Below are 25,282 nucleotides of genomic sequence, written 5' to 3' on the forward strand. Positions count from 1 at the left end.
CGACTAGGCTTTCGGCGTGTCGGCGACCTTTCCCCCTGACCCGTCCAGCGTCCGCTACGCGGGCCCGTGGACGCATCGGGACGTCCGCGCCAACGGCATCCGGCTGCACATCGTGGAGGCGGCGCCGGAGCGGAGCGATGCCAGGCTGGTGCTGCTGCTGCACGGCTTCGCCGACTTCTGGTGGTCGTGGCGGCACCAGCTGACCGCGCTCGCCGATCTCGGGTACCGCCCGGTCGCGGTGGACCTGCGCGGGTACGGCGACTCCGACAAGCCGCCGCGCGGCTACGACGGCTGGACCACCGCCGGTGACATCGCCGGGCTGATCCGGGCGCTCGGGCACACCGAGGCGACGCTGGTCGGGCACGCCGACGGCGGGCTCGGCTGCTGGACGACGGCGGTGCTGCACCCCCGGCTGGTGCGCTCGATCGCGCTGGTCGGCTCGCCGCACCCGGCCGCGCTCAAGCGCTCGGTGCTGCGCGACCGCAGGCAGCGGCGGGTCTGGCTGCCCGGATTCCTGCGCTATCAGCTCCCGCGCTACCCGGAGCACCAGCTGACCAAGAACGACGGCGCCGCGGTGGAGCGGCTGCTGCGCGCGCGGGCGGGCGCGGAGTTCGCCGCGGGGCCGGAGTTCGCCGACGCCGCCGAGCGGCTGCGCAACGCCATCCGGATCCCTGGCACCGCGCACTGCGCGCTGGAGTACCAGCGCTGGGCGTTCCGCAGCCAGTGGCGGCCGGACGGGCGGCGGTTCATGGCGACCATGCGCGAGCCGGTGTCGATCCCGGTGCTGGCGCTGCGCGGCGAGCGGGATCCGTACATCCTGCCCGCCACCTTCCACCGCGGCCGCGCGCTCGCGCCGGAGCGGCGGCTGGTCTCGGTGCCGGGGGCCGGGCACTACGCGCACCAGGAGAACCCGGAGTTCGTCACCGCCGAACTGGCCAAGCTGCTCGGCTGAGCGCGGTCAGCTCAGGACGCAGGCCCCGGTGTCGACCGGGCTCGCCGCGGTGGGCGCGATCGCCAGCTCGTCGGCGACCTCGTCCAGGGTGAGGACGTAGCCGGTGTCGTCGTCGGTCACCGCGGCGCCGAAGACGACGCCGAGCACCTGGCCGCCGGTGTCGACCAGCGGCCCGCCGGAGTTGCCCGCGCGCACCTGGCCGCGCACCGTGTAGACCTCGCGCTCCACCGTGCCGTTGCGGTAAATGGTCGGGCCGGTGAGGTCGAGCGTCTCCCTGACCCTGGCCGCGCTGGCCGTGTACGGCCCGCCGCCCGGGTACCCGAGCACGATCGCGCTGTCCCCCGGCCGCGCGTCGTTCGGCGCCTGCGGCACCACCGGCGCGGTCAGCCCCGGCACCGCGAGCACCGCGACATCCTTGGACGGGTCGAAGAGCACCACCTCGGCGTCGAGCGGCCCGCGCGGCGTGTCGACGGCGACGCTGGTGGTCCCGGCGACGACGTGCGCGTTGGTCATCACCCGCTCCGGCGCGATCACGAACCCGGACCCCTCCAGCGCGCGCTGGCAGCTCGGCGCCACCCCGCGGATGCGCAGCACGCTCTGCTGCAGCGAGGCCGCGACCGGGCCCGCGAGCACCCCGGCGTCCGGCGGCTCCACCGCCGCGATCGGGGTCCGGCCGAACGGCCCGATGACGTCGGGCAGCCCGGAGGTGTTGAGCAGCTGGGAGAACTCGTTCGGCAGCTTGCGCAGCCAGTTCGGCGCGACCTGGTTCACGTCGGCCAGCACCCGCGAGCCGTTGATCGCGGTCGCGACATTGGGCTGCGACGAGGTGGCCAGCGGCAGCGCCAGCAGCCAGGCCGTCACCAGCACCGCGACCGCCTGCAGCACCGCGCCGACCGCGCTGTCCACCCCGCGCGCGAACCGGTTGTGCATCCCGCTGCGCGCGGCCCGGCCGAGCACCATGCCCGCGACCTCGCCGACAATCACCAGCACCACGATCAGCAGCACGCCCGCCAGCACCCGCGCCCTGCCCTCGTCCACGTGCACCAGCAGGTGCGGCGCGATGAGGATGCCCGCGACCGCGCCGAGCACGACACCGAGGAAGGCCAGCGCGGAGGAGACCGCGCCCTGCCGCCAGCCGGACGAGGCGGCGAGCAGCGCCAGCAGCAGGACGGCCAGGTCGAGCCAGCCGGAGGGGCTCACAGCTCCATCCCCACGGCGGCGAGCGCGGACTCCAGGTCACGCACGTCGGAGCGGTCCCACTCCAGCTCCCAGCCCGCGGCGCTGACCAGCCCGGCCAGTATGCCGCCGGTCAATCCCCAGACCAGCATGTTGTCCACCAGGAAAGCCGGGCTCTTGTACCCGAGACCACTGCGCACCAGGAACCGGTTCGCCGGGTCGAGCAGCTCGGCCATCGGCACCCGGACCACCCGCTCGGTCTCGCTGCGGTCGACGACGCCGACCGGGCTCGGCTCGCGCCAGTAGGCCACCACCGGGGTGACGTCGAAGCGCGAGGGCGGCACGAAGAGCGCGGGCAGCAGGGCGAGCGGGGCCACGCCCGCGGGCACCAGCCCGGTCTCCTCCTCCGCCTCGCGCAGCGCGGTGTGCACCGGCCCGGTGTCGCCGGGGTCGACGGCGCCGCCGGGGAAGGCGATCTGGCCGCGGTGCTGGCGCATGGTGGCGGCGCGCTGGGTGAGCAGGACGTCGGCGTCGGCGGGCAGCCCGCCGGGCGCGGCCGGGTCCGGCTGCTCGCTGCCCGCGAAGAGCACGAGCACGGCGGCCTGGCGCGGCTTGCCGGTGATGGTCATGGCGCGGCGCAGGGTGCGGGCCATGCTCAGGGTGTCGCCGGAGTCGGGCGCGGGCGGCTCGGTGGCGGCGCGCAGCCAGGCGGGCGCCGCGGTGGGGTCCGGGGCGGGCGCGGGGAAACCCCTTGGGTCCGGTGATCCGGCGGCGGGCACGCTCATGGGACTACCTGTACCAGCACAACCCGCGCCGACCCAGCCATTCCCACCCTCATAGCGAAACTCCCAGTTCGGCCGCGACGGTCCGCCCGATATCGCCGGTGTCGGTGAAGCTGCGCACCACGACGTCGGCGACGGTGCCGTCCGCGCGCAGCAGCACCGAGATCGGCAGCACCGCGGGCGCGCCGACCGCGTTCCGCAGGGCGGCGGAGGGGTCGAGCACGCCGGGCAGCGTGATGCCGAGGCCGGTGAGCCTGCTGAGCGCCTTGGCCTCCTCCGGGTCGCTGTGCACGGTCAGCACGGTAATCCTGTCACCCGCCTGTCGGGCGTACTCCTGCAGATGGGGCAGTTCCTGGGCACAGGGCGCGCACCAGTAGGCCCACAGGTTCAGCAGCGCGGGTCTGCCCGCGAGCGCGGCGCCGAGGTCGACGGGCTCGCCGTCGGCGAGGCAGGTGAGGTTCAGCCCGGCGAGCGGGGTTTCTCCGGCAGCACCCGACTCCGCGGGCGCGGCGGTAGCGCCTGCGGGGCCCGGGCACGGGAGCAGGCCGGCCGCCGCCCGCTCCGCCGGTGACACCGCCGCCGCGCGGGGCGCCTGCTGCCCGGGATCGGGCGCGTCAGCGCTCCGCGGCCAGAGCGCCACCGCCAGCGCCACCGCGACGATCACCGCGACGAGCGCGAGACGGGCGGCGACCGGCCACCGCGTCACCGGCCGACCAGTTCGAGCAGGTGCGGCGCCTCCGGCCCCTTCACCAGCTTGGCGGCCACCTCGGGATCGGTGGGGCCCGCACCGTAGGACGGGCAGTCCTTGGCGAGCAGACAGGCCCCGCAGGCGGGTTTGCGGGCGTGGCACACGCGCCTGCCGTGGAAGATCACCCGGTGCGAGAGCATGGTCCAGTCCCGGCGCTCGATCAGCTCCCCGATCGCGTGCTCGACCTTGACCGGGTCTTCCAGCTCGGTCCAGCCCCAGCGCCGCACCAGCCTGCCGAAGTGGGTGTCGACGGTGATGCCGGGGACGTCGAACGCGTTGCCGAGGATGACATTGGCCGTCTTGCGCCCGATTCCCGGCAATTGCACCAATTCGCCCAGGGTGTGCGGGAGTTCGCCGTCGTGTCGCTCCAGCAGCGCCTGCCCGAGCCCGATGAGCGAACTGGTCTTGTTGCGGAAGAAACCGGTCGGCCGGATGAATTCCTCGAGTTCGGCGCGATCGGCCTCGGCGTAGGCGCGGGCATCGCGATACCGGGCGAAGAGCGCGGGAGTGGTGAGATTCACTCTCTCGTCCGTGCACTGGGCGGAAAGAATCGTCGCCACCGCCAATTCCAGCGGCGTCCGGAAATCGAGTTCACAGTGCGCGTCCGGAAAAGCGACGGTCAGCGTGCGATACATCCGGCGCGCCCTGCGCACGAGGCCGAGCCGTGTTTCCGCCTGTCGCGCCCTGGATTTGCGGCGCGGCGCCACGCCGCCGCCCGGCGCGGCCCCCGCCCCGGCCGCGGTACGGGCGGAGCCGTCGGCGGCGGCGGGGGAAGCGGGAGAACGCACGCGTCCACCATACGGAACCGCCCGACACTGTTGCCCTGCCAGTTCTCCCGCCGTGTTCCATCTGAGACCTCGACCGTGTTTACTGCTCGTCATGCAAGGACTCGCTGTGGTGCTCTTCCCAGTGGCGATGATGCTGTTCGCACTCGGCATGGAGCGGTTCGAGAGCCGCCTCCGGAAACTCGTCGAACCCGACGAGGAGGTCCAGCAGTACCTGGACAAGGCGAGCAATGCCGAGGTCAGCGAGCTGACCAAGCTCGGTCTCCCCGCCGCCGTCGCCCGGATGCGCAAGCGCCGCTCGCGCACCGACGAACTCGACGTCGCCCGGGCGAGCTGAGCTCATCCCACCCCGCGTCCGGCCCGAGTGAGCCGGTCGCGGAGCCTTCCGATCACTCGTTCCATCAACGTCCCGCAATCCGCTCTTTACGTGGTGTCTGTCACTGTCCGAGCCTCCCTCCGCGTAGACTCCGCTGGTGGCCGGGTCGATTCGGTCCCGGTACGGAAGCCATTTCCCAAAGGAGCACATTCGTGGACGAGGCCCTCGCCAGAGCAGGCATCTTCCAGGGCGTCGAGCCCACTGCGGTGGCCGCCCTCGCCAAACAACTCCAGCCCGTCGACTTTCCGCGCGGCCACATCATCTTCAACGAGGGCGAGCCCGGTGACCGGCTGTACATCATCACCACCGGCAAGGTGAAGATCGGGCGGCGCTCGCCGGACGGCCGGGAGAACCTGCTGACGATCATGGGCCCCTCGGACATGTTCGGCGAGCTCTCCATTTTCGACCCCGGCCCGCGCACCTCGACCGCGACCACGGTCACCGAGGTCCGCGCCGTGACCATGGACCGGGACGCGCTCAAGGCCTGGATCGACCAGCGCCCCGAGATCGCCGAGCAGTTGCTGCGGGTGCTCGCCCGCCGCCTCCGGCGCACCAACAACAACCTGGCCGACCTGATCTTCACCGACGTCCCCGGCCGCGTCGCCAAGGCACTGCTGCAGCTCGCGCAGCGCTTCGGCACGCAGGAGGCGGGCGCCCTCCGGGTCACCCACGACCTCACCCAGGAGGAGATCGCCCAGCTCGTCGGCGCCTCCCGCGAGACCGTGAACAAGGCCCTCGCCGACTTCGCGCACCGCGGCTGGCTGCGGCTGGAGGGCAAGAGCGTGCTCATCTCCGACTCGGAACGGCTGGCGCGCCGCGCCCGCTAGCCTCCGCGCACAGCAGACAGCGCGCCGATGCGGTTCGTCCGCACGGCGCGCTGTGCTGTTTCTCAGGTACCGCGCAGGTAGTCCAGCTGGGCCTGCACCGAGCTTCTGGCCGCGGGCCAGAGCTTCTTGTCCACATCCGCGTAGACCTTGCGCACGATCGCCATGGCGCCCGCGTCGGCGCCGAGCTCGGCCAGCGCGGCGCGCACCTGCTCCAGCCGCTGGTGCCGGTGCTCGATGTAGTAGCGCAGCACCGGGCCCAGATCCGGGTGGTCGGGGCCGTGCGCGGGCAGCAGCGCCCGGCCGTCGCCCGCGGCCAGCAGCCGGTCCAGCGAGCCCAGGTAGTCGGCGAGCGCGCCGGGGCGGTTCTCCAGCACCGTCGTCCCGAACCCGAGCACGGTGTCGCCGGAGAGCACCCCGTCGGCCAGCACGAAGCTCACCGAGTCGGTGGTGTGCCCCGGCGTGCCGAGCACCTCGATCCGCAGCCCGGCCGCCTCGATCACCTCGCCGTCGACCAGCGCGGCCTCAGTGCCGCGCAGGAAGGTCGGGTCCTTGGCGCGCACCACCGTGCCGGTCAGGTCGACCAGCCGGTCGATGCCGCCGGTGTGGTCGTGGTGGTGGTGCGTGATCAGGGTCAGCGCGATGGCGCCGCCGGTGACCTCGGCGATCGCGTCCACGTGCGCCCGGTCCTTCGGGCCGGGGTCGACCACCACGTACTCGGCGCTCTCGGGCGCCTTCAGGATCCAGGTGTTGGTCCCGTCCAGGGTCATCTGGCCGGGATTGTCGGCGAGCAGCACCGACGCGTTCGGCGTCACGGTGCGGAGCTGTCCGTAGGCGGGATGGGTCAGGGTCATGGCACTCCCCCTGTGTTTCGGGTTCGATTCGCTTCTCAGCGGACCTCGGCGATGAGCTCCACCTCGACCGGGGTGTTGCGGGGCAGCTCGGAGACGCCGACGGCGGAGCGGGCGTGCGCACCGGCATCGCCGAACACCGCGCCGAGGAACTGCGAGGCGCCGTTGATCACCACCGGCTGGTCGCCGAAGCCGGGCGCGGAGGCCACGAAGCCGACGACCTTGACGATCCGCACCACCTCGTCCAGCCCGACCAGGTCGTGCACCGCGGCCAGCGCGTTCAGCGCGCAGAGCCGGGCGGCCTCGGCGGCCGCCTCGACGGTGACCTCGGCGCCGACCTTGCCCTCGACCACGAGCTCACCGTCGACGAACGGCAGCTGGCCGGAGGTGTAGACCAGGTTGCCCGAGCGCAGCGCGGGCACGTAGGCGGCGACCGGCGCGCTGACCGGCGGCAGCGTGACGCCGAGCTTGGCCAGGTTCTCCCGCCACGGGGTCGCGGACCCGGCGGCCGCGGTCACTTCGCGCGCTTGAGGTAGGCCACGTGCTGTTCGCCGGTCGGGCCGGGCAGCACCGTCACCAGCTCCCAGCCGTCGGCGCCCCACTGGTCGAGGATCTGCTTGGTCGCATGCGTCAGCAGCGGCACGGTCGCGTACTCCCACTGGGTGATTTCGCTCATGCGCAGAGCGTAACGGGACCCGCCGGTGGCGCATCACACGGACGGACCGGTCTTCCGGCCTATAGGCTCGCTGGGGTGGAAGCACCAACAGCAGCGCCGACGACGGGCTGGCCGGAACGGGCGACCCGCGCCAGGCTGCACTACGTCTCCGGCAAGGGCGGCACCGGCAAGTCGACGGTCGCCGCCGCGCTCGCACTGGCGCTGGCCAGGGGCGGCCGCCGGGTGCTGCTGGTCGAGGTGGAGAGCAGGCAGTCCATCGCGCAGCTCTTCGACCTGCCGCCACTGCCGCCGACCGAGACCAGGATCGCCTCCGCGGACGGCGGCGGCGAGGTCTGGGCGCTCGCGCTCGACATCGAGCACGCCTTCCTCGAGTACCTGGAGATGTTCTACAACCTGGGCTTCGCGGGCCGGGCCATGCGCCGGATGGGCGCCATCGAGTTCGTCACCACCATCGCGCCGGGGCTGCGCGACGTCATCCTCACCGGCAAGATCAAGGAGTGCGTGATCCGGACGGATCGCGGAACGGGCAAGCGGGTCTACGACGAGATCGTGGTGGACGCCCCGCCGACCGGCCGGATCGCGAGCTTCCTCGACGTCACCACCGCCATGGCCGAGATCGCCCGCGGCGGCCCGATCGCGGGCCAGGCCGAGGGCGTCTCCAAGCTGCTGCACTCGGACGAGACGCTGATCCACCTGGTGACGCTGCTGGAGGCGCTGCCGGTGCAGGAGACCGCCGACGCCGTCGCCGAGCTCACCGCCAACGACCTGCGGATCGGCACGGTGATCGTGAACCGGGCGGGCCGCGGCTACCTCCCCGCCGACGTGCGCGGCGCGGTGGCCGACGGCGAGCTGGACCGGGACGCGCTGCGCTCCGAGCTGGCCGCTGCGGGTATCACGCTGCCGGACGAGGACTTCGACGGCCTGGTCACCGAGGCGGTCGAGCACGCGGCCCGGCTGCGCGCGCAGGACACCAGCGCCACCGAGCTGGCCGAGGTGGACGTGCCGCAGCTGTACCTGCCCGCGCTGACCGACGGCATCGACCTCGGCGGGCTGTACGAACTGGCCGAGAAGCTGAGCGAGCAGGGGGTCCGATGACAGCGCCGAGCACAGGGGCCGGGCTCGACGTCGCGGCGATCCTCGCCGACCCGAGCGCGCGGGTCGTGGTCTGCTGCGGTTCCGGCGGCGTCGGCAAGACCACGACGGCCGCCGCGATCGCGCTGCGCGCCGCCGAGCTGGGCCGCCGGGTGGTCGTGCTGACCATCGACCCGGCGCGCAGGCTGGCGCAGTCGCTCGGCGTCGCGGAGCTGGACAACGCCCCGCAGCGGGTGCAGCTCGGCCCCGAGGTCCCCGGCGAGCTGCACGCCATGATGTTGAACATGCGCCGCACCTTCGACGAGATGGTGCTCGAGCACACCAGCCCGGACAAGGCGCAGCAGATCTTCGCCAACCCGATCTACCAGACCGTCGCCTCCTCCTTCGGCGGAACGCAGGAGTACATGGCGATGGAGAAGCTCGGTCAGCTGACCAGCCGCAAGGACTGGGATCTGATCGTGGTGGACACCCCGCCCTCGCGGAACGCGCTCGACTTCCTGGACGCGCCGAAGCGGCTCGGCACCTTCCTGAACGGCCGCATGATCCGGGTGATCATGGCTCCGGGCCGCGGGGTCGGCCGGTTCGTCACCGGGGCCATGAGCCTGGCGCTCAAGGGTGTCTCGACGGTGGTCGGCGGGCAGCTGCTGAAGGACGCGTCGAACTTCCTGCAGTCGCTGGAGTCCATGTTCGGCGGGTTCCAGGAGCGGGCCAACCGCACCTTCGCCATGCTGGCCCAGCCGGGCACGCACTTCCTGGTGGTCGCCGCCGCCGAGCCGGACGCGCTGCGCGAGGCCTCGTTCTTCGTCGACCGGCTCTCCGCGGAGCGGATGCCGCTGGCCGGGCTGGTGCTGAACCGGACGCACCCGGTGCTCAGCACGCTCTCCGGCGACCGGGCGCGCTCGGCGGCCGAGCAGCTCGGCGACGACGCGACGCTGACCGCCGCCGTGCTGCGGGTGCACGCGCAGCGGGTGGCGACGGCGAAGCGGGAGCAGCACCTGCTGCAGCGCTTCACCGGGGCGCACCCGCGGGTGCCGATCGTCGCGGTGCGCGCGCTGCCCTTCGAGGTCTCCGACCTGGCCGCGCTGCGCGCGGTCGGCGATCAGCTGGCAGGCCCCCGCCCGACCGCCGACGTCCGCCCCTAGAAACGGGACCGAGCCCGCGGCTGCGGGCTCGGATTCCGGTAGCGGGGACGTATGGCAGGGGGCTACATCGCGATCTGGTGCTGCCGCTGCGCCTGGAAGAAGTCGGCCCACGAGGTGACCTCGGGGTGCTGCTTGAGCAGGGCGCGGCGCTGTCGCTCGGTCATGCCACCCCACACCCCGAACTCGACCCGGTTGTCCAGCGCGTCGGCGCCGCACTGCATGAGCACCGGGCAGTGCCTGCAGATCGTCGCTGCCTTGCGCTGCGCCGCACCGCGAACGAACAGCTGGTCCGGATCGACTTCCTTGCATCGGGCCTCGGAGACCCAGGCGATCCGTGCCTCGGCCTGCTCCACATTCAAGCGAGCGATGGGGGTTGTCATGTGCATTTGGTGTGCCCCTTTGCAGTCCGAACACCGTATGAACCGGCGCTCCGGAATCGCGTTCAGTACGCGGCAACCCAGACCCCGCTGCGCACTGCACCACATTCCACTTTGAGTGTTAGCTCTATCACACTGGGTTCTCAATCTAGGTAAAGGTTGGGACCAACGCAAGACCGCGCTCCAACCTTTTTGGTACGTCCGTGCCTGCGAAGCAACTTCCGAACCGTCCAGTCGGGCCGACTCGCTGGGAAAATCCCGCGACACGCCCATGGGCGGCGGACACCGCCGTCCGGCAGCGTGTCGTTCGCCCTGCGCACCTCGCGACCGGGTACCGCGCACCCCGTAGTCTGGCTCCGTGCCGATGACACGAACGCTCGCGAAACTGGCAGGCAGCTGTGTGCTTGCCGCCGTGCTCGTCGCTGGGCTGTTGTTCCCGCTCGCCGGTGGATTCGGGTTCGTCTCCAATCGCGCCGCCGACGCCGTCGACAACGTGTCCGCGGAGCTGGTGGAGGGCACCGTCCCCGCCGTCTCGACCATGGTCGACACCGCGGGCAACCCGATCGCCTGGCTGTACGAGCAGCGCCGGTTCGAGGTGCCGAGCGACCGGATCTCCAACAACATGAAGCTCGCGATCGTCTCCATCGAGGACCGCCGGTTCGCCGAGCACGACGGCGTCGACTGGCAGGGCACGCTGCGCGCGTTCCTCACCAACTCCGCCAGCGGCGAGGTCCAGCAGGGCGCCTCCACGCTCGACCAGCAGTACGTGAAGAACTTCCAGCTGCTGGTGGTGGCGAAGACCGACGCCGAGCGGCGGGCCGCCATCGAGACCACCCCGGCCCGCAAGATCCGCGAGATCCGGATGGCGCTGACGCTGGACCGCGAGCTCACCAAGGACGAGATCCTCACCCGCTACCTGAACCTGGTTCCGTTCGGCAACAGCTCCTACGGCATCCAGGACGCGGCGCAGACCTACTTCGGCGTCGAGGCCGCTGACCTGAACGTCGCGCAGTCGGCCATGTTGGCGGGCATGGTGCAGAGCTCGTCGAAGCTCAACCCGTACACCAACGAGAACGGCGTGCTGCAGCGGCGCAACACCGTCCTGGACACCATGATCCAGAACATCCCGAGCCGGGCCGACGAGTTCCGCGCGGCCAAGACCGAGCCGCTCGGCGTGCTGCCCGAGCCGAAGGGGTTGCCGCGCGGTTGCATCGCCGCCAACGACCGCGGCTTCTTCTGCGACTACGCGCTGCAGTACCTGGCCGACTCCGGCATCAGCCGCGAGCAGGTGGACAAGGGCGGGTACCTGATCCGCACCACGCTCGACCCGGCCGTGCAGGACTCGGTGCGCAACGCGGTCAGCGCCGCCGCCGACCCCAACCTGGCGAACATCGCCGAGGTGATGTCGGTGGTCGCGCCGGGCGAGAACTCGCACGACGTGGTCGCCATGGCGAGCAGCAGGCGGTACGGCCTCGACCCGGACGCCAACGAGACCGTGCAGCCGCAGCCGTACTCCATGGTCGGCGACGGCGCAGGCTCGATCTTCAAGCTCTTCACCACCGCCGCCGCGATGGAGAAGGGGCTCGGCATCAATGCCCAGCTCGACGTGCCCGGCCGCTTCGAGGCCAAGGGCATGGGCAACGGCGGCGCCCGCGGCTGCCCGGCGGCCACCTACTGCGTGGAGAACGCGGGCAGGTACAAGTCCCCGATGTCGGTCACCGAGGCGCTCGCGACCTCGCCGAACACCACCTTCGTCAAGCTGATCCAGGCGGTCGGGGTGGCGCCGGTGGTGGACATGGCGGTCCGGCTCGGGCTGCGCTCGTACACCGAGGCGGGCACCTCCGGGTTCAGCAACCAGAGCCTGGCCGACATGATCAAGGAGCAGAACCTCGGCTCCTTCACCCTCGGCCCGGTCGCGATCAACCCGCTCGAGCTCTCCAATGTGGCCGCGACCCTGGCCTCCGGCGGCCGCTGGTGCCCGCCGTCGCCGATCCGCGAGGTGATCGACCGCCAGGGCAAGCAGGTTCCGCTGACCCAGCAGGCCTGCGAGCAGGTGGTCGAGCCGGGGCTGGCGCACACCCTCGCGAACGCCATGAGCAAGGACGACACCCAGGGCACCGCGGCGGGCGCCGCCGCGGCCGCCGCCTGGAACGCGCCGATGGCGGGCAAGACCGGCACCACCGAGAGCCACCGCTCCTCGGGGTTCCTCGGGTTCACCAACTCGCTGGCCGCCGCGGTCTACGTCTACGGCGACAGCCCGACTCCCGGCGAGATCTGCTCCTTCCCGCTGCGCAACTGCTACAGCGGCGACCTCTTCGGCGGCAACGAACCCGCGCGCACCTGGTTCAACGCCGTCAAGCCGGTACTCGGGCAGTACCCGCCGCCGGTGCTCCCCCCGCTGGACGACAAGTACGTGCGCGGGTCGAACCAGGCGCAGGTGCCGGATGTCAGCAACATGTCCCAGGGCGACGCCACCTCGGCGCTCACCAGGGCGGGGTTCCAGGTGACCGCGGTGACGCAGGGCGGCGCCGCGCCGAAGGGGACGGTGATGGGCACCGCGCCGAACGGGTCGGCCATCCCGGGGTCGGTGATCACCATCTACGTCAGTGACGGCACCCAGCGGCAGGTGCCGACCCAGGCGCCCGCGCCCGCACCCGTCCCGGTTGCCCCCGGGTTGCCGCCGCTCCGCCTGCCGCCCATCCCCATCCCCATCCCGATCCCCCGCTAGACGCGAACCGCCCCCGGCCATCGAAGCCGGGGGCGGTTCTCGATCCGGGGCTCAGAGCCGGGCTTTGACCGCGGCCGAGATCTTGGCGCCGTCCGCCTTGCCCGCGGCGAGCGCGGTCGCGATCTTCATGACCTGTCCCATCTGCCGCATGCCAGGCCGCTCGCCGAGCTCCTCGGCGACCTGCGCGATGGCGGTGTCGGCGAGATCGGCCACCTCCGCCTCGGTGAGCGGGGTCGGCAGGTACTCGTCGATGATCCTGGCCTCGGCGTGCTCGTTGGCGGCGAGCTCGCCGCGGCCGTTCTGGGCGTACACCTCCGCCGCCTCGCCGCGCTTCTTCGCCTCCTTCTGCAGCACGGAGACGACCTCGGCGTCGGAGAGTTCGCGCGCCTCGGAGCCCGCCGTCTCGGCGTTCTGGATCGCGGCGAGCAGCATCCGGACCGTGCCGAGACGCAGGGTGTCCTTGGCTTTCAGCGCGGTGGTGAGATCCGCCCGCAGCTGCGACTTCAGTTCCGACATACCCCCACGCTAGCCCGTCCGGAGCCCGGCTCCCAGCGCATTTGCGCCCGTGGCACCCGCTGTGCGAGAACACACGGGGCGGGACCGGCACGGCTCACCTATGCTGGTCAAATGCCCGTCATCACGACCTCCGCCGTCGGACGCGCCGCAACGGTCGCCGCGGGAGCCGCGGTCGCCGGAATCGGCTACGCCTCCCTCGTCGAGCGCAATGCCTTCGTGCTCCGGGAGACGACCATGCCGGTGCTGCAGCCGGGGTCGGCGTCGCTGCGGGTGCTGCACATCAGCGATCTGCACATGACGCCGAACCAGAAGCTCAAGCAGCAGTGGCTGCGCGACCTGGATCGGCTGGAGCCCGACCTGGTGGTGAACACCGGCGACAACCTGTCGCACCAGAAGGCGGTGCCCGCCGTCGTGCAATCGCTCGGCGGGCTGCTCTCCCGCCCCGGGCTCTTCGTGTTCGGCAGCAACGACTACTTCGCGCCGGTGCCGAAGAACCCGCTCAAGTACTTCAAGAAGGACCACCGCCGCACCTACGGCGCCCCGCTGCCGTGGCAGGACCTGCGCGCCGCGTTCAACGAGCGCGGCTGGCTGGACCTGACGCACGTGCGCCGCGACCTCGAGGTCGGCGGCATCAGGATCGCCACCGCCGGGGTGGACGACCCGCACCTGCGGCGCGACCGCTACGACACCATCGCGGGCCCGCTGAACCCGCTGGCGGACCTGCGGATCGGGCTCACCCACTCGCCCGAGCCCAGGGTCCTCGACCGCTTCGCCGACGACGGCTACGACCTGGTGCTCGCGGGCCACACGCACGGCGGCCAGCTCTGCGTCCCCGGTTTCGGTGCGCTGGTGACCAATTGCGGGATCGACCGCTCCCGGGTGAAGGGGCCGTCCAGCTGGGGCGAGCACACCCGGCTGCACGTCTCGGCGGGCATCGGCACCTCGCCGTGGGCGCCGTACCGCTTCTGCTGCCGCCCGGAGGCGACGCTGCTCACCCTGGTGGCCGCGCCGCCGAAGCAGCCGTCGACCGAAACCGGCCGGGGCCGTTCGGCTTCGGCGGCCATCGCCCGCTAAGGTCGCGTCCCGAGGCCGAAAATCAGGCAGGGGACGCGACATTGGCAGAAACCGATGCGCGACGCACCGACCCGACCTCGTGGGGGCAGTCGGGGGCGTCGCGCGGAGCGCTGGAATCCGAAGCGGGGAGGCGGAACGGACCGACGTTTCCGGACGGATCCGGCTCGCCGTACGCCGCCGGGCCACACCCGGCGGGCGCCACCGCCGTCCGAGATCGTGATCCGGATCGGCCCGCGGTGCCGCCACCGCACGATTTCGACACCTTCCTCGCGGAGTACCGGGCCAAGCCCGCGGGCCCGAGCCGGAGCCTGCCCGCCGCGGGCGCCGCGGTGCTCGTCTTCGCGGCCGCCGCCACCGCCGTCGCCGTCGCCCGCGGCTCGGACGATCGGGAGGGCGGGGCCCCGCCACTGGTCAGCGCGCTGACCACGGAGGCGACCGCGGGCGTCGCGGTGCCGCCCGCGGTGATTCCCGGCTACCGGGTGGTGCCCGCGCCGGACCGGGACGCCGCCTACGACGTCCCGGCGGGCTGGCAGATCGCCCCGGTGGAGACGGTGGCGGGCTTCGGCCGCGCCCCGGACTCGCTCACCGGCAAGGGCTACGCCTCCGATGGCCGCGACTACTGCCCCGGCTCCACCCGCACCGTCTCCTTCCTCACCGCCGCCGCCGAGCGTGACCCCGCCGCCGCGGCCGCCGCCGTCGGCGCCGAGGCGGCCCGGCTCGCCTACGCCGACCCCGGCACCGCGGGCCCCGCCGAGCCGCTCAGCTCGCTGGACGGCGGGCAGCACGGAATGTTCGTGGAGACCAGGGGCCGGATCACGCAGCCCGCCCCCGGCTGCGCCGCCGAGTACTCGGTGTACACCTGGGCCGCGCCGAGCACCAACGGCAGCTTCGTCATGGTGATCGCCGCCGACACCGGCGTCCCGCAGGCGCTCGACCCGGCGGGCGCCAAGCGCATCGTCGGCTCGATCCGCCCCTACGAACCCTGACCTGCCGATTTAACGTCCGGAGGCCCCCTGTTGTAAGCTACTTCAGGTTCTCCTCCCCGGGGTGTGGCGCAGCTTGGTAGCGTGCTTCGTTCGGGACGAAGAGGTCGCAGGTTCAAATCCTGTCACCCCGACTCGTGTGGTTGAGACACGAAGGGCCCCTGACCAGAATCATCTGGTCAGGGGCCTTCTTGTTGGTCGACCGGTGTCTCACCGGCTCCGATGTCAATCAGGCCAGACCGCTCTCAGTCCAGGCACCCAGGTTCCTGATACGCGTTCAGGAGGCCGATTGTGGCTTGCATCGTGAGTGGCTGGCCAGTCCTGAGTGTTCGAGTGCGTCCGCCTAGCCGCGGCTGATTCCGATCGTCGAACGGACGACCAGCTCACTACTGGGCGCTACGGAGACGGGCGCTACTCGCTTGCACGTCCAACCGGCGGTCATGCAGCGCCAGCTCGAAGAGACGCGCCCAATCGCAGGAGGACGCACCTGACGGACGGCGTTCGCCGGTTGAGTGGCCCGGCATCAGCCGAGTCGCAGTCGTAGCCGCCGCGATCGTGACCGAAGGTATTGCGTCCCACTTCACGGCCGACCGTGAACGCCGCCCGACCGAGCCGACGTGTGATCTCACGGATCGACACCCTCGTTGCCGCAACGTCGCGATCCGCTGACTTTCGAGCCGACTCAGGTAACGAGCCGGATGGGCGTCCTCGGCCAACCATGCCTGCGGCATCCCGTTCCGTGCAGTCAACGATCCCCGTCTCCCGCCAGATCCCCACGCCGGGCAGCCTCGACCAAGCCGATATCAGCGACGATTACACCCCAGAAACGAGACTTCAATCCGAGCCTGCGCTTCGCATCCCCTCTTGCCACCGACACACCGTCTTCTAAATGCTGTCCGTAAGTCCTGCGAGGCTGTGAAGGACCGCAGCGGACCGAAGTGCCAGGCGGCGTGGGCGAGGTTCGCGAGCCGGGCGACTCCGGCCATCGCGACCGCTACTCCGTTGCCGCATGGGCGGCAGTCTTACAGGATCTTCCAGGTCTTCATCCGCGCGAAGACGTGCTCCACCCGTGCCCGGAGCTGCCGGTGAGAGGCGTTGTGTGCCTGCTTCTACGCGGGCAGCTCACGGCCTGACGTCCTGCGGTGCGGAATGATCGCACTGGTTCCCTGGTAGCCGCCGTCGGCGATCACCGTCGCATTGCGGCAGGCATGAGCGGCGCCGGACTCGGCGTAAGCGCGGCAGTCGTTGCGGTTGCCCGGCAAGGGCCGTCCCAGGGCGACGACGAGTTCGGTGTCGGCGTTGATGACGACCTGGTGATTGGTCGAGTACCGGTAGTTCTTGGACTGCGTGGCGATGCTGTGGTCGCGGGTCGGGATCAGGGTGCCGTCCACGATCAGCACCGTTCCCCGTGGGAAGCGGGCCCGAGGTCGGACCGCAAGAGCAGTACCGAGGTCGATAGATCACCCGGGCCACAGCCGACTTCGAGGTCCCGAATACCGCTGCGAGCTGGCGCATCGTCAGGTTCGCCCGCCAGTAGCAGGCCACCAACAGTACTCGGTCCTCGAGCCCCAAAAGTTCAGGGCGGGCCCCGCAACGGGCCGTCGGCGCCCTCGCGCCGCGGTGATCAGACCAGCGAACTTGCGCGGGCGCAGGCCGCTGAACAACTCCACCATCACCGGTCAGACGCCGAGATTACCGCCATGACAGCAGACTACCGTGCCGCACAACGGCTTACGGGACAGCCTTTAGCAGGAGCATTGCGACAAGCTGTTGTAACCGCCCGGAACCAGAGGATCAGTATTCACCCCGACGCGACACAAGCGAGGAAGTCGATTTCGACGACACTCGATAGAGGACTTTCGAGATCGGCCAGCAGTCTCTTGTCGGACCGCACCTTTCTAGCGGCACCGTCCCCAACGTTGTCGGAGAGGTTACATTCGCCGCTATCGAACACAGGGAAATCGGAGACCCGAAAGACAAGGGATCAACCGCCCCTCTAGTGAGCCGACAGCGCGTACCTAGGCATGGGGCCGACGATGATATCTGTCACGAAGCATGTCCTCCCACTGCTGTCGATCACCTCTTCTCAATCGATAGATTGCAGAATGAAGATCCGCGATCCGCTTGTCGAAATCCCGCTCATGCGTCCTAGCTGTCACTACCAGGTCGTGCACCAGCCAGGTAAAATGATTGATCAAATTCTTCTCTAAGATCAAGCGCCAGATGCTGTACCTACGCAGTGAAGCAGTGCGGCCTGGATTGACCGTGCTCCCGTCAGAAGCGAAAGCATATTTCCATTGTCCATGAGCGATGGAATTCCGAGCCGTAATGAGCGGGGACAGATACTCCGACACTACAAGGTAGAGTTCATCCCGCCTAGCTCGATCAGTGAAGGTGAGCCCATTCGGGATCTGCCGGAGACCGACACCGCGCAGCTTCGCGAAACCGATATCGATCAACCGGTACCAACGCTCCTCTACGGTGCGCTCCATCAGCGCCGCGCGAGGCACTTCCTTCATCCCCGAATAGTACCAGATGGTCTCATTCAGGCGGCTCTCGACATAGGCTGCAAGCAAGAAAGTGGCTAGGCTTTCGATCGCTTCGAGGGCGATAGGATCGTCCTGTCGTATAGCGTCCTTGCCCAAACGAGATACGCTTACGAATGATTGATCTACGAGGTCGCGGTTCTCGCGGTACTTGGACCACAGCTTGAACGATTCACTGCGCACCGCCGAGATTCCATCACGTATTCCGAGGCCGGCGCAAGGCACATGCCGCGTGCCTTCCGCCGGCCCAGGAATCGAACCCAGGAACTTCCTCCTTCCGGAGGACGTGTTCAACCATTACACCAACCGGCCAGCCCAGCACGACCACTGTCGGGCCAATCTGATCAGGACCAGCCCCGGACGAGCCAGGCCCGCAGATTGTAGATCAAGATCTGGCGGAGAGGCACGGCATCTGACCGAAGTCGTGGACTCGCCGAAAGGCCGGACTGCGGCTTGACCTTCGAGTTGCTCGAAGCCCCATGATGGCCGCGTGCCGGAAGAACTCATGCCGATCGGGGAATTCGCGCGCCGCAGCGGGGTCACCGCCAGCGCGCTGCGCTTCTACGCCGACACCGGGGTGCTGCTCCCCGCCGAGGTGGACGCCGCGACCGGGTACCGCTACTACGCCGAGCGCCAGGTCGAGCGGGCCGGGGTGCTGCGCAGGCTGCGCGAGATCGGGATGCCGCTGGCCCCGGTGCTGCAGGTGCTCGAGGGGGAGCCTGCGGAGGCGGTGCGGCTGATTCGCGAGCACGCCGCCGCGGTGGCCGCGGACGCGGCGCTCGCCGAGCGGACCGCCGATGAGCTGGAGGCCGCGCTCGGGGCCGGGCCGGGGCACGCGCTCGGCGCGGTGCGGGGGCCGGTGCTGGCGGCGGCGATCGAGCAGGTGCTGGCGGCCACCGGCGTCGACCCGGCGCTGCCGGTGCTCGCGGGGGTGTTCGTGGAGACGCTGCCGGACGCGGTGATCCTCACCGCCACCGACCGGTACCGGCTCTCCACCCGCACCATCGCCCCCGCGGAGCCGTCCGCGGAGCGCTGGTCGGCGCCGATCGCCGGAGCCGAGCTGCGCGCCGCGGTGCCGGAGATCCGGCGCACCCCGGTGGTCTCGCTGCGCGCCACCGCGCACCGCCTGCACCTCGGCGCGCAGAGCTGCCGCATCCTGCCGGAGGAGTTCCCGGACTACCGTGGCCTGCTCGCCGCGCTCACCCCCGTCCGCACCAGGGTCACCGTCGGCCGGGAGCCGCTGCTCCGCGCGCTGGAGGAACATCCCGGCGGCGCTGTCGAGCTGCGCGCGACCACCGGCGAACTCGCGGTCGGCGCGACCGCGCTGCCCGCGACCGTCACCGGCCCGCCGCTGACCCTGCACTTCGACCCCGCCACCCTGCACCCCGCCGTCGCCACCGCGATCGGCCCCGAGCTCCTGCTCGACCTCCGCGCCCCGGACCAGCCCATCACCCTGCGCTCGGCCGACCGCGGCGACCTCACCACCCTCGCCATGCCCGTCGACCCACAGATCGGAACCCCATGACCGACCCCACCATGACCGCCATCCAGGACGCCGTCGCCCTCGGCCGCGACGGCGACACCGGCGCCGCCCGCACCGCCCTGCTCGAGCTCTGGGCGGGCATCGGCCCCGCGGGCGACCCCTTCCACCGCTGCACCCTCGCGCACTTCCTCGCCGACCTCTACCCCGACGAGCCCGCCCAGGCCCTGGCCTGGAACGTCCGCGCCATCGACGCCGCCGGGTCGGTCACCGACGACCGGGCCCGAGAGCACCACGATGCGCTCCGGATCGCCGCCTTCTACCCCTCGCTGCACGTCAACCTCGCCGACGACTACCGCCGCCTCGGCGCCTTCACCCCCGCCGCCGAGCACCTCGCCCTGGCCAGGAAGCACGCCCCCGAACTCGGCGCCGACCCGTACGGCGACCTCATCCGCGGCGCGATCGACGGCGTCGGCGCGGCGATCGAGCGCGGCGACACCGCGCCGCGGCGCTGATCAGGCCGGGACGCGCGCGCCGACCAGGAAGGGAATGACGAAGGCGCGCAGCAGCTCCCGCTCCTCGTCGGGCTCGGCGGGCATAGTGAGCAGCGAGACGACGCTGCGCACCAGCCAGCGGCCGAGCCTGCGGGCGGCGTCCTCGTCCAGGTCCGGGCGGTAACTCGCGACGAACGTGCGGGCGAGCACATCGACGGCGTCCGAGGAGTCGGCCAGCTGCGCGACGACGCCCGCGTTCACCGGCTCGAACCACACCGCGAGGAAGGGGGTGCCGCGCACCGCGGCGAGCACCGCGACCAGGGTGTCGAGCAGCGCGGCGGCGGGGTCGGCGACCGCGCCGCGGTCGCGCCAGACCCGGGCCACCACGCGCTGTGCCTCCCGGTCGGCGAAGGCGACGAAGAGCGCCTGCCGGTTCGGGAAGTAGCGGTACAGGGTGGCGCGGGAGCAGCCCGCCGCGGCGGCCACCTCGGCCATCCCGATCCCGGAGACCCCGGTCAGCCCGCGCGCCCGGAAGAGGCTGCGCACCCCGTCCAGGATGCGGTCGGCGGCGAGCTCACCGCGCGGCCCCGCCAGCCAGTCGCTCACCCGGCGCTCCGGAACGGGACGCGGGTGGGGCGCCGCACGTACGGGCCGTCGGCGTACTCGACGCCATCCGGGTCGACGGCGAAGCCGGGGTAGCGGGCGAGCAGCTCCTCCAGCGCGATCCGCGCCTGCATGCGCGCGGCGGCGGCGCCGAGGCAGTGGTGCGGCCCCTGGCTGAAGGTCAGCAGCCGCTGCGGGTTGCGGTGGATGTCGAGCTCGGCGGCGTCCGGGCCGTAGACCCGCTCGTCCCGATTGGCGGAGCCGTACACCAGCAGCACCTTACGGCCCGCCGGAACGGTCACGCCCGCGATCTGCACGTCACGGGTCGCGGTGCGGGCCAGCCCCTGCACCGGCGCGGTGAGCCGGAGGAACTCCTCGACGGCGGCGCGGATCAGCTCCGGTTCGCGCACCAGCTGCGCCCGCTGCACCGGGTTGCGGTGCAGCAGCTGCACGGCGCCGCCGAGCAGCCCGGTGGTGGTGTCGTTGCCGCCCGCGACCATGGTCCAGGTGTAGGCGAGCAGCTGCACCAGCCCGGTCACGTCGGAGTCGGTGGCGCCGAGCCCGGCCTGCACCAGCAGCGAGACGGTGTCGTCGCCGGGGTCGGTGCGCCTGCGCCGGATGAGCTCGGCGAAGTACCCGACCATCTCCATGGAGGCCGCGCGCGCCTGCTCGCTGCCGGAGATGCCGCCCGCGACGACCGCGTCGGTCCAGCCGTCGAAGCGGTCGCGGTCCTCCTCCGGCACCCCCAGGTAGTAGGCGACGACCATGCTCGGCAGCGGCTTGAAGAGCGCGCGCACGATATCGCCGCCGTCGGCGAGCAGCTCCAGCCGCTCCCGGACGAAGGCGCGCACCATCGGCTCCAGCGCCTCCACCCGCCGCGGCGTGAACCCGCGCGCGACCAGGCTGCGGAACTCGGTGTGCTGCGGTGGATCCTGCATGACCAGCGGCGGGTTCGCGGTCAGCCCGATCTGCTCCAGCTCGCCGTACTCGATGGTGAGCCCCTGCCCCGAGGAGAAGGTGGCGGTGTCGCGCGCCGCGGCGTAGACGTCGGCGTACCTGGTGAGCACCCAGTAGTCGTGCTCCGGCCGCTCGGCAGGGACCACGTGGTGCACCGGGTCGTGCTCGCGCAGCGCGCGGTACATGCCCCACGGCTCGGCCCAGGTGGCGCCGGTACACGGCTGGAACACGGCGCGAGACTCATCGAGCAACATGTTCCGACGGTAAGACAGATACGCTGATGTGTCTAGAGTGCGTACTCGGTGAACTCACCTGCAGGCACGAAGCCGAGCGCGCGGTACACCGATTCGCCCTGCGCCGACGCCTGCAGCACCGCCGTCCGGTAGCCGCTCGCCCGCGCGGCGTGCAGCGCCGCGCGGGTCATGGCGCCGCCGAAGCCGCGCCGCCGGAACGCGGCGAGCGTGCCGATGTTGTAAATCCCCGCGACCCCGGCGAACCGGAAGACCTCGGCCGCGCAGACCGCGCGCTCCCCCAGGTAGCCGACCAGGTAGCGGGCCGGGCAGTCCGGGGCCATCGCCGCCGCGGCGGTCCGCTCGTAGAAGAGCCGGACGGTCGCGGCGGGCGGCTCCCAGTTGGCGGCCAGCACCGCGGCGTAGTCGGCGAGCTCGGCCCGGCTCCGCACCGGCCGGATGGCCAGGTCACCACCGATCGGGGGCAGCTCGTCGAGCGGGGCCCACATGGCGGTCTCGGATTCGGTCGCGGTCCAGCCCGCCGCGGTCAGCGCGGCGCCCAACTCCGGCGAATCCGACCACCACGAGAAGGGGCGTCCGGTGGCGCGGACCAGCGCCGCCACCTCCGCGATCCGCGGACCACCGGTGAAGCGCGCGGCGACGATCTGGTTGAAGGTGTCGTCGGCGAGCCCGCTGTCCGCGATGGTGACGTCGCCGGGCTCGAGTACCCTGGCCCCTGGCAGCCCGCGGTGCAGGTGGACCGCGTGCTCGGCGAGGTTGGCCGCCGTCCGCTGGAGGATCTCGGTTTCAGGTACAGACACACGGAAACAATCGCGGGTGCGGCGCGGAAACGCGAGCGAATTCTCCGGCCGGGTGCGCAACCGCTTACAGCACCGTCACACCCGTGAAACACGGCGTCCATAGCGTATACAGCCATGTCGACACGGTTGAGTACCCTCGCGGACGCGGCGGGGCGCCCGCTGCGGGATGTGGTCTACGAGGCGCTGCGCGGCGAACTCATGAACGGGGACATCAAGTTCGGCGAGCGGCTCACCGAGCCCAAGCTCTCCGCGCGCTTCGGCATCTCCAGGACGCCGATCCGGGAGGCGCTGACCGTGCTCTGCTCGGACGGGCTGCTGGAGCGCGCGGAGTACGGCTTCAGCCCGGTGCGGCCGAGCATCCCGCTCATCCGCGACCTCTACGAGCTGCGCATCACCCTGGAGCTGGGCGGCATCCAGCGCGCCATGACCAACCCGGCGGTCCGGCACGACCGGGCCGCGCTGGCCGCCGAGCGGGAGCGCTGGCTGGAGCTGCGCGCCGACCCGCCGGAGCAGCAGCCGGGGTTCGTCGTCCGGGACGAGGAGTTCCACGTGACGCTGCTGACCGCGTCCGGCAATGCCGAGCTGGTCCGCGCGCTGGTGCAGGTCAACTCCAGGATCCGGCACGTGCGGATGTACGACTTCATGGTCAACAACCGGATCGAGACCACCATCGCCGAGCACCTCGGCATCCTCGACGCGGTCCTCGCCGACGACCTCGCGCTCGCCTACCGCCTGCTGCACACCCACATCGGCGAATCGCTCGACGTCGTCCTCGACCGCGTGACCAGGGCCGTCGCGGCAATGTCGCTCGCCACCGACCGCAACCCCTGATCGGAGCCGCCATGACCGCCCTGCTCGACGAACCCGCACTGCACCCGTCGCCGGTGGACCGGGTGCGCGCCGCCTACCACCGGATCGCCGAGGTGGACCGCCCCGAGGTCTGGATCACCCTGCGCCCCGAACTCGAGGTCCGCGCCGACGCCGCCGCGGTGCAGGCCAGGCTGGCAGCCGGGGAACAGCTGCCGCTGGCCGGGCTGCTGGTCGCGGTGAAGGACAACATCGACGTGGCCGGGGTGCCGACCACCGCCGCCTGCCCCGGCTTCGCCAGGACCCCGAGCGAGACCGCGGCGGCGGTCGAGCGGCTCACGGCGGCGGGGGCGGTGCTGCTCGGCAAGACCAACCTGGATCAGTTCGCCACCGGGCTGGTCGGCACCCGCAGCCCCTACGGCGCGGTCCGCAGCGCGCCGCACCCTGAGCTGGTCTCCGGGGGGTCGAGCTCCGGCTCCGCGGTGGCGGTGGCGCTCGGCATCGCCGATATCGGGGTCGGCACCGACACCGCGGGCTCCGGCCGGGTGCCCGCCGCGTTCAACGGCATCGTCGGGGTGAAGGCGACGCTCGGCATCGTGCCCGCGCACGGCGTCCTGCCCGCCTGCGCGGACTACGACGCGGTCACCGTCTTCGCCGCCGAACTCCCGCTCGCCATCGCCGCCATCCGGGTGATGGCCGGGCCGGAGCCGCGCGACCCGCGCAGCCGGAGCTGGCCCGCCGACACCCCGCTGGCCGCGGCGCCGCGCATCGCGGTGCCCGCCGCCGCGAACCTGGCCGCGCTCACCCCGGAGTACCGGGACGCCTTCGACCGCACCCTCGACCTGCTGCGCGAGCGCGGCGCGGAGCTGACCGAGGTCGACATCGCGCCGCTGCTCGACGCCGCGCGGCTGCTCTACGACGGCGCCATCGTGGCCGAGCGGTACGCGGCGGTCGGCGAGTTCCTGGCGACCGGCCCCGCGGGCGCCGACCCGACCGTGGCGGCCATCATCGGCGCCGCCGCCACGCCGAGCGCCGCCGCGTTCGCCGCCGACCTGGACACCCTGGCCCGGATCAAAGCCCAGGCGGCCGCCCTGCTCGCAGGCTGCGCCGGGCTGCTGCTGCCGACCACCACCGAGCACCCGACGATCGCCGCGGTGCAGGCCGAGCCGCTGGCGATCAACCGCCGCATGGGCACCTTCACCAACTTCTGCAACCTGCTCGACATGGCCTCGATCGCGGTGCCCGGCCTACCCACCGCGGCCGGGCTGCCCTTCGGCGTGATGGCCGTGGTCCCCGCCTTCGCCGATCAGCTCGCCGTCGACATCGCCGCGCTGGTCACCGGCGACGAGCCGCCGCTGCTGATCCCCGACGCGGTACCGCTCGCGGTCTTCGGCGCGCACCTGCGCGGGCAGCCGCTGCACCACCAGCTCACCGCGCTGCACGCCCGCTTCGCCGGGGAGATCGCCACCACCGACGCCTACCGGCTGGCCGCGCTGGACACGGTGCCGCCGAAGCCGGGGCTGGTGCGGCACGGGCCGGGGCTCGGTGCCCCGATCGCGGGCGAGCTCTTCCTGGTGTCGCGCGCCTGGCTCGGCGCCTTCCTCGCGGAACTTCCCGCACCCATGGCGCTGACCAGCGTCGACCTCGCGGACGGGCGCAGTGTGATCGGCTTCGGCTGCGGCTACGACGCCGCGGTGGCGGGTACCGACATCACCGCGCACGGCGGCTGGAAGGCGTATCTCGCGACGCGGTGACCGTGCGGGCCCGCCCCCGCGGCCGGCCCGTCCGTGTGCGAATCGGGACGGGTCGGGCAGTGGCGGCAACGGTTACCTTCGGCAGTGGCCGGGCATCCGCCTCCCGCGGCGCCGGCCCTTCAGCACCCGGAAGAGCCTGCTGCACATCCCATCCCCGACGACCCGGCCGGACCGATCACCCCTCGTGCACCGGTCCGGCCGGACGTCCCCTCGTTCCCGGATCGCCACCCCTCGCGGGCGATTCGGGTTGTTCGGTACGGGAACTACTCTGCGACCCGCTGCTCAAGGCCCGCTTAACAAGACCTTGCGGCCGGAAATGCCGGAATTCTCGGGAGCCGTAACGGTGGGCGGCCCGGAAGGGAATGATGGAGGACAGCGACATCGAGGAGAGTGGAGCAAGCGATGGAAACCGTGGTCGTCTGGGTGCTCGCCTGCGTTCTGTACTGGTGGGGGCTGCTCTAGACGGGCCCCCGCGGAACGCGCGAAGGGCGGGCGGTGCCCTCGGCAC

Annotated in this window: 25 protein-coding genes, 2 tRNA genes and 1 pseudogene; 13 read left to right on the forward strand and 15 right to left on the reverse strand. The window is 71.6% G+C overall.

Annotated features, from left to right (window positions below):
- The first annotated feature begins 16 nt into the window (after positions 1-16).
- A complete protein-coding gene (locus ACFUUZ_RS13175; protein ID WP_378695656.1) occupies positions 17-952 on the forward strand; it encodes an alpha/beta fold hydrolase in 936 nt (311 codons plus the stop codon).
- Positions 953-958: 6 nt separating this feature from the next.
- Here the strand turns inward: ACFUUZ_RS13175 and ACFUUZ_RS13180 are convergent, their stop codons facing one another.
- From ACFUUZ_RS13180 to nth, 4 genes are read right to left on the reverse strand one after another with little or no spacing between them, the layout of a single operon-like run.
- The gene (locus ACFUUZ_RS13180) at positions 959-2,152 is read right to left on the reverse strand and encodes a MarP family serine protease (protein WP_378695658.1); all 1,194 of its coding nucleotides are present in this window, start codon (positions 2,150-2,152) and stop codon (positions 959-961) included.
- Positions 2,149-2,913 (reverse strand): NUDIX hydrolase, encoded by a 765-nt coding sequence (locus ACFUUZ_RS13185; protein ID WP_378695660.1) that lies wholly within the window; start codon positions 2,911-2,913, stop codon positions 2,149-2,151. Before ACFUUZ_RS13185 ends, ACFUUZ_RS13180 begins: the two co-directional genes overlap by 4 nt.
- Before the next feature lie 49 nt (positions 2,914-2,962).
- Positions 2,963-3,616 carry a TlpA family protein disulfide reductase gene (locus tag ACFUUZ_RS13190; protein ID WP_378695662.1) on the reverse strand — a complete coding sequence of 218 codons (654 nt, stop codon included), beginning with the start codon at positions 3,614-3,616 and terminating at the stop codon, positions 2,963-2,965.
- Complete coding sequence (nth, locus tag ACFUUZ_RS13195) at positions 3,613-4,365, reverse strand: endonuclease III (RefSeq protein ID WP_378695704.1); 753 nt, start codon at positions 4,363-4,365, stop codon at positions 3,613-3,615. Before nth ends, ACFUUZ_RS13190 begins: the two co-directional genes overlap by 4 nt.
- Positions 4,366-4,552: 187 nt before the next feature.
- On the opposite strand from nth, the gene ACFUUZ_RS13200 reads away from it, so the two are divergent.
- Positions 4,553-4,780, forward strand: coding sequence for a hypothetical protein (locus ACFUUZ_RS13200; protein WP_378695706.1), 228 nt, complete (start codon positions 4,553-4,555; stop codon positions 4,778-4,780).
- Positions 4,781-4,971: 191 nt separating this feature from the next.
- A complete protein-coding gene (locus ACFUUZ_RS13205) occupies positions 4,972-5,646 on the forward strand; it encodes a Crp/Fnr family transcriptional regulator (RefSeq protein WP_067648128.1) in 675 nt (224 codons plus the stop codon).
- 62 nt (positions 5,647-5,708) lie between these two features.
- Here the strand turns inward: ACFUUZ_RS13205 and ACFUUZ_RS13210 are convergent, their stop codons facing one another.
- The 3 genes from ACFUUZ_RS13210 to ACFUUZ_RS13220 are packed head-to-tail and all read right to left on the reverse strand — an operon-like array spanning position 5,709 to position 7,170.
- A complete protein-coding gene (locus tag ACFUUZ_RS13210; protein ID WP_378695664.1) occupies positions 5,709-6,497 on the reverse strand; it encodes an MBL fold metallo-hydrolase in 789 nt (262 codons plus the stop codon).
- A gap of 35 nt (positions 6,498-6,532) precedes the next feature.
- Positions 6,533-7,012, reverse strand: a complete 480-nt coding sequence (locus tag ACFUUZ_RS13215; RefSeq protein ID WP_378695666.1) for a RidA family protein — start codon at positions 7,010-7,012, stop codon at positions 6,533-6,535.
- A complete protein-coding gene (locus ACFUUZ_RS13220; RefSeq protein ID WP_157103589.1) occupies positions 7,009-7,170 on the reverse strand; it encodes a DUF4177 domain-containing protein in 162 nt (53 codons plus the stop codon). Before ACFUUZ_RS13220 ends, ACFUUZ_RS13215 begins: the two co-directional genes overlap by 4 nt.
- A 75-nt stretch (positions 7,171-7,245) precedes the next feature.
- Between ACFUUZ_RS13220 and ACFUUZ_RS13225 the strand changes: the two genes are divergently transcribed.
- Together ACFUUZ_RS13225 and ACFUUZ_RS13230 are read left to right on the forward strand one after the other, a co-directional pair.
- The gene (locus ACFUUZ_RS13225; RefSeq protein WP_378695668.1) at positions 7,246-8,265 is read left to right on the forward strand and encodes an ArsA-related P-loop ATPase; all 1,020 of its coding nucleotides are present in this window, start codon (positions 7,246-7,248) and stop codon (positions 8,263-8,265) included.
- Positions 8,262-9,404, forward strand: a complete 1,143-nt coding sequence (locus ACFUUZ_RS13230) for an ArsA family ATPase (RefSeq protein ID WP_378695670.1) — start codon at positions 8,262-8,264, stop codon at positions 9,402-9,404. The genes ACFUUZ_RS13225 and ACFUUZ_RS13230 overlap by 4 nt, the downstream gene beginning before the upstream one ends.
- A gap of 62 nt (positions 9,405-9,466) precedes the next feature.
- Here the strand turns inward: ACFUUZ_RS13230 and ACFUUZ_RS13235 are convergent, their stop codons facing one another.
- Positions 9,467-9,790: a WhiB family transcriptional regulator gene (locus ACFUUZ_RS13235; RefSeq protein ID WP_378695672.1), complete on the reverse strand. Its 324-nt coding sequence runs from the start codon at positions 9,788-9,790 to the stop codon at positions 9,467-9,469.
- Positions 9,791-10,145: 355 nt separating this feature from the next.
- On the opposite strand from ACFUUZ_RS13235, the gene ACFUUZ_RS13240 reads away from it, so the two are divergent.
- Positions 10,146-12,509 carry a penicillin-binding protein gene (locus ACFUUZ_RS13240; RefSeq protein WP_378695708.1) on the forward strand — a complete coding sequence of 788 codons (2,364 nt, stop codon included), beginning with the start codon at positions 10,146-10,148 and terminating at the stop codon, positions 12,507-12,509.
- A gap of 51 nt (positions 12,510-12,560) precedes the next feature.
- Here the strand turns inward: ACFUUZ_RS13240 and ACFUUZ_RS13245 are convergent, their stop codons facing one another.
- On the reverse strand, positions 12,561-13,025 hold the full coding sequence (locus ACFUUZ_RS13245) for a GatB/YqeY domain-containing protein (protein ID WP_378695674.1): 465 nt from the start codon (positions 13,023-13,025) through the stop codon (positions 12,561-12,563).
- A 111-nt stretch (positions 13,026-13,136) separates the two neighbouring features.
- Between ACFUUZ_RS13245 and ACFUUZ_RS13250 the strand changes: the two genes are divergently transcribed.
- The 3 genes from ACFUUZ_RS13250 to ACFUUZ_RS13260 all read left to right on the forward strand — a co-directional run bounded on the left by ACFUUZ_RS13250 (position 13,137) and on the right by ACFUUZ_RS13260 (position 15,216).
- Entirely contained in the window at positions 13,137-14,099 is a 963-nt protein-coding gene (locus tag ACFUUZ_RS13250; RefSeq protein ID WP_378695676.1) for a metallophosphoesterase, read from the forward strand.
- 236 nt (positions 14,100-14,335) lie between these two features.
- On the forward strand, positions 14,336-15,085 hold the full coding sequence (locus ACFUUZ_RS13255; RefSeq protein WP_378695678.1) for a hypothetical protein: 750 nt from the start codon (positions 14,336-14,338) through the stop codon (positions 15,083-15,085).
- 57 nt (positions 15,086-15,142) lie between these two features.
- Positions 15,143-15,216 (forward strand) — tRNA-Pro (locus ACFUUZ_RS13260).
- Positions 15,217-16,029: 813 nt separating this feature from the next.
- Here the strand turns inward: ACFUUZ_RS13260 and ACFUUZ_RS13265 are convergent.
- The 3 genes and pseudogenes from ACFUUZ_RS13265 to ACFUUZ_RS13275 all read right to left on the reverse strand — a co-directional run.
- Positions 16,030-16,784, reverse strand: a pseudogene (locus tag ACFUUZ_RS13265) (transposase); the annotation flags it as partial.
- 316 nt (positions 16,785-17,100) lie between these two features.
- Positions 17,101-17,811, reverse strand: a complete 711-nt coding sequence (locus ACFUUZ_RS13270; protein WP_378695680.1) for a hypothetical protein — start codon at positions 17,809-17,811, stop codon at positions 17,101-17,103.
- A 56-nt stretch (positions 17,812-17,867) separates the two neighbouring features.
- Positions 17,868-17,940: transfer RNA gene (locus ACFUUZ_RS13275), tRNA-Ser, on the reverse strand.
- A gap of 178 nt (positions 17,941-18,118) precedes the next feature.
- On the opposite strand from ACFUUZ_RS13275, the gene ACFUUZ_RS13280 reads away from it, so the two are divergent.
- Together ACFUUZ_RS13280 and ACFUUZ_RS13285 are read left to right on the forward strand one after the other, a co-directional pair.
- Entirely contained in the window at positions 18,119-19,153 is a 1,035-nt protein-coding gene (locus ACFUUZ_RS13280; protein WP_378695682.1) for a MerR family transcriptional regulator, read from the forward strand.
- Complete coding sequence (locus ACFUUZ_RS13285) at positions 19,150-19,623, forward strand: hypothetical protein (RefSeq protein WP_378695684.1); 474 nt, start codon at positions 19,150-19,152, stop codon at positions 19,621-19,623. Before ACFUUZ_RS13280 ends, ACFUUZ_RS13285 begins: the two co-directional genes overlap by 4 nt.
- Here ACFUUZ_RS13285 and ACFUUZ_RS13290 read toward each other — a convergent pair whose 3' ends face one another.
- From ACFUUZ_RS13290 to ACFUUZ_RS13300, 3 genes are read right to left on the reverse strand one after another with little or no spacing between them, the layout of a single operon-like run.
- Entirely contained in the window at positions 19,624-20,208 is a 585-nt protein-coding gene (locus ACFUUZ_RS13290; RefSeq protein WP_378695686.1) for a TetR/AcrR family transcriptional regulator, read from the reverse strand. It abuts the gene before it with no gap.
- Positions 20,205-21,416: a cytochrome P450 gene (locus ACFUUZ_RS13295; RefSeq protein ID WP_378695688.1), complete on the reverse strand. Its 1,212-nt coding sequence runs from the start codon at positions 21,414-21,416 to the stop codon at positions 20,205-20,207. Before ACFUUZ_RS13295 ends, ACFUUZ_RS13290 begins: the two co-directional genes overlap by 4 nt.
- A gap of 32 nt (positions 21,417-21,448) precedes the next feature.
- A complete protein-coding gene (locus tag ACFUUZ_RS13300; RefSeq protein ID WP_378695689.1) occupies positions 21,449-22,213 on the reverse strand; it encodes a GNAT family N-acetyltransferase in 765 nt (254 codons plus the stop codon).
- A gap of 114 nt (positions 22,214-22,327) precedes the next feature.
- Here ACFUUZ_RS13300 and ACFUUZ_RS13305 point away from each other — a divergent pair, with 114 nt between their 5' ends.
- Together ACFUUZ_RS13305 and atzF are read left to right on the forward strand one after the other, a co-directional pair.
- Complete coding sequence (locus ACFUUZ_RS13305) at positions 22,328-23,044, forward strand: GntR family transcriptional regulator (RefSeq protein WP_378695691.1); 717 nt, start codon at positions 22,328-22,330, stop codon at positions 23,042-23,044.
- Between the two features lie 11 nt (positions 23,045-23,055).
- Positions 23,056-24,774 carry an allophanate hydrolase gene (gene atzF, locus ACFUUZ_RS13310; RefSeq protein WP_378695693.1) on the forward strand — a complete coding sequence of 573 codons (1,719 nt, stop codon included), beginning with the start codon at positions 23,056-23,058 and terminating at the stop codon, positions 24,772-24,774.
- The last annotated feature ends 508 nt before the right edge of the window (positions 24,775-25,282 follow it).

This window comes from Nocardia sp. NPDC057353 (assembly GCF_042667085.1).
In the GTDB taxonomy this organism is placed as follows: domain Bacteria; phylum Actinomycetota; class Actinomycetes; order Mycobacteriales; family Mycobacteriaceae; genus Nocardia.

Bases quoted from the DNA above. Each gene is read 5' to 3' on its own strand.
- ACFUUZ_RS13295 (WP_378695688.1), bottom strand. From the start codon at position 21,416: ATGTTGCTCGATGAGTCTCGCGCCGTGTTCCAGCCGTGTACCGGCGCC.
- atzF (WP_378695693.1), top strand. From the start codon at position 23,056: ATGACCGCCCTGCTCGACGAACCCGCACTGCACCCGTCGCCGGTGGAC.
- ACFUUZ_RS13230 (WP_378695670.1), top strand. From the start codon at position 8,262: ATGACAGCGCCGAGCACAGGGGCCGGGCTCGACGTCGCGGCGATCCTC.
- ACFUUZ_RS13185 (WP_378695660.1), bottom strand. From the start codon at position 2,913: ATGAGCGTGCCCGCCGCCGGATCACCGGACCCAAGGGGTTTCCCCGCG.
- ACFUUZ_RS13285 (WP_378695684.1), top strand. From the start codon at position 19,150: ATGACCGACCCCACCATGACCGCCATCCAGGACGCCGTCGCCCTCGGC.
- ACFUUZ_RS13210 (WP_378695664.1), bottom strand. From the start codon at position 6,497: ATGACCCTGACCCATCCCGCCTACGGACAGCTCCGCACCGTGACGCCG.
- ACFUUZ_RS13305 (WP_378695691.1), top strand. From the start codon at position 22,328: ATGTCGACACGGTTGAGTACCCTCGCGGACGCGGCGGGGCGCCCGCTG.
- ACFUUZ_RS13220 (WP_157103589.1), bottom strand. From the start codon at position 7,170: ATGAGCGAAATCACCCAGTGGGAGTACGCGACCGTGCCGCTGCTGACG.
- ACFUUZ_RS13250 (WP_378695676.1), top strand. From the start codon at position 13,137: ATGCCCGTCATCACGACCTCCGCCGTCGGACGCGCCGCAACGGTCGCC.
- ACFUUZ_RS13240 (WP_378695708.1), top strand. From the start codon at position 10,146: ATGACACGAACGCTCGCGAAACTGGCAGGCAGCTGTGTGCTTGCCGCC.
- ACFUUZ_RS13235 (WP_378695672.1), bottom strand. From the start codon at position 9,790: ATGCACATGACAACCCCCATCGCTCGCTTGAATGTGGAGCAGGCCGAG.
- ACFUUZ_RS13245 (WP_378695674.1), bottom strand. From the start codon at position 13,025: ATGTCGGAACTGAAGTCGCAGCTGCGGGCGGATCTCACCACCGCGCTG.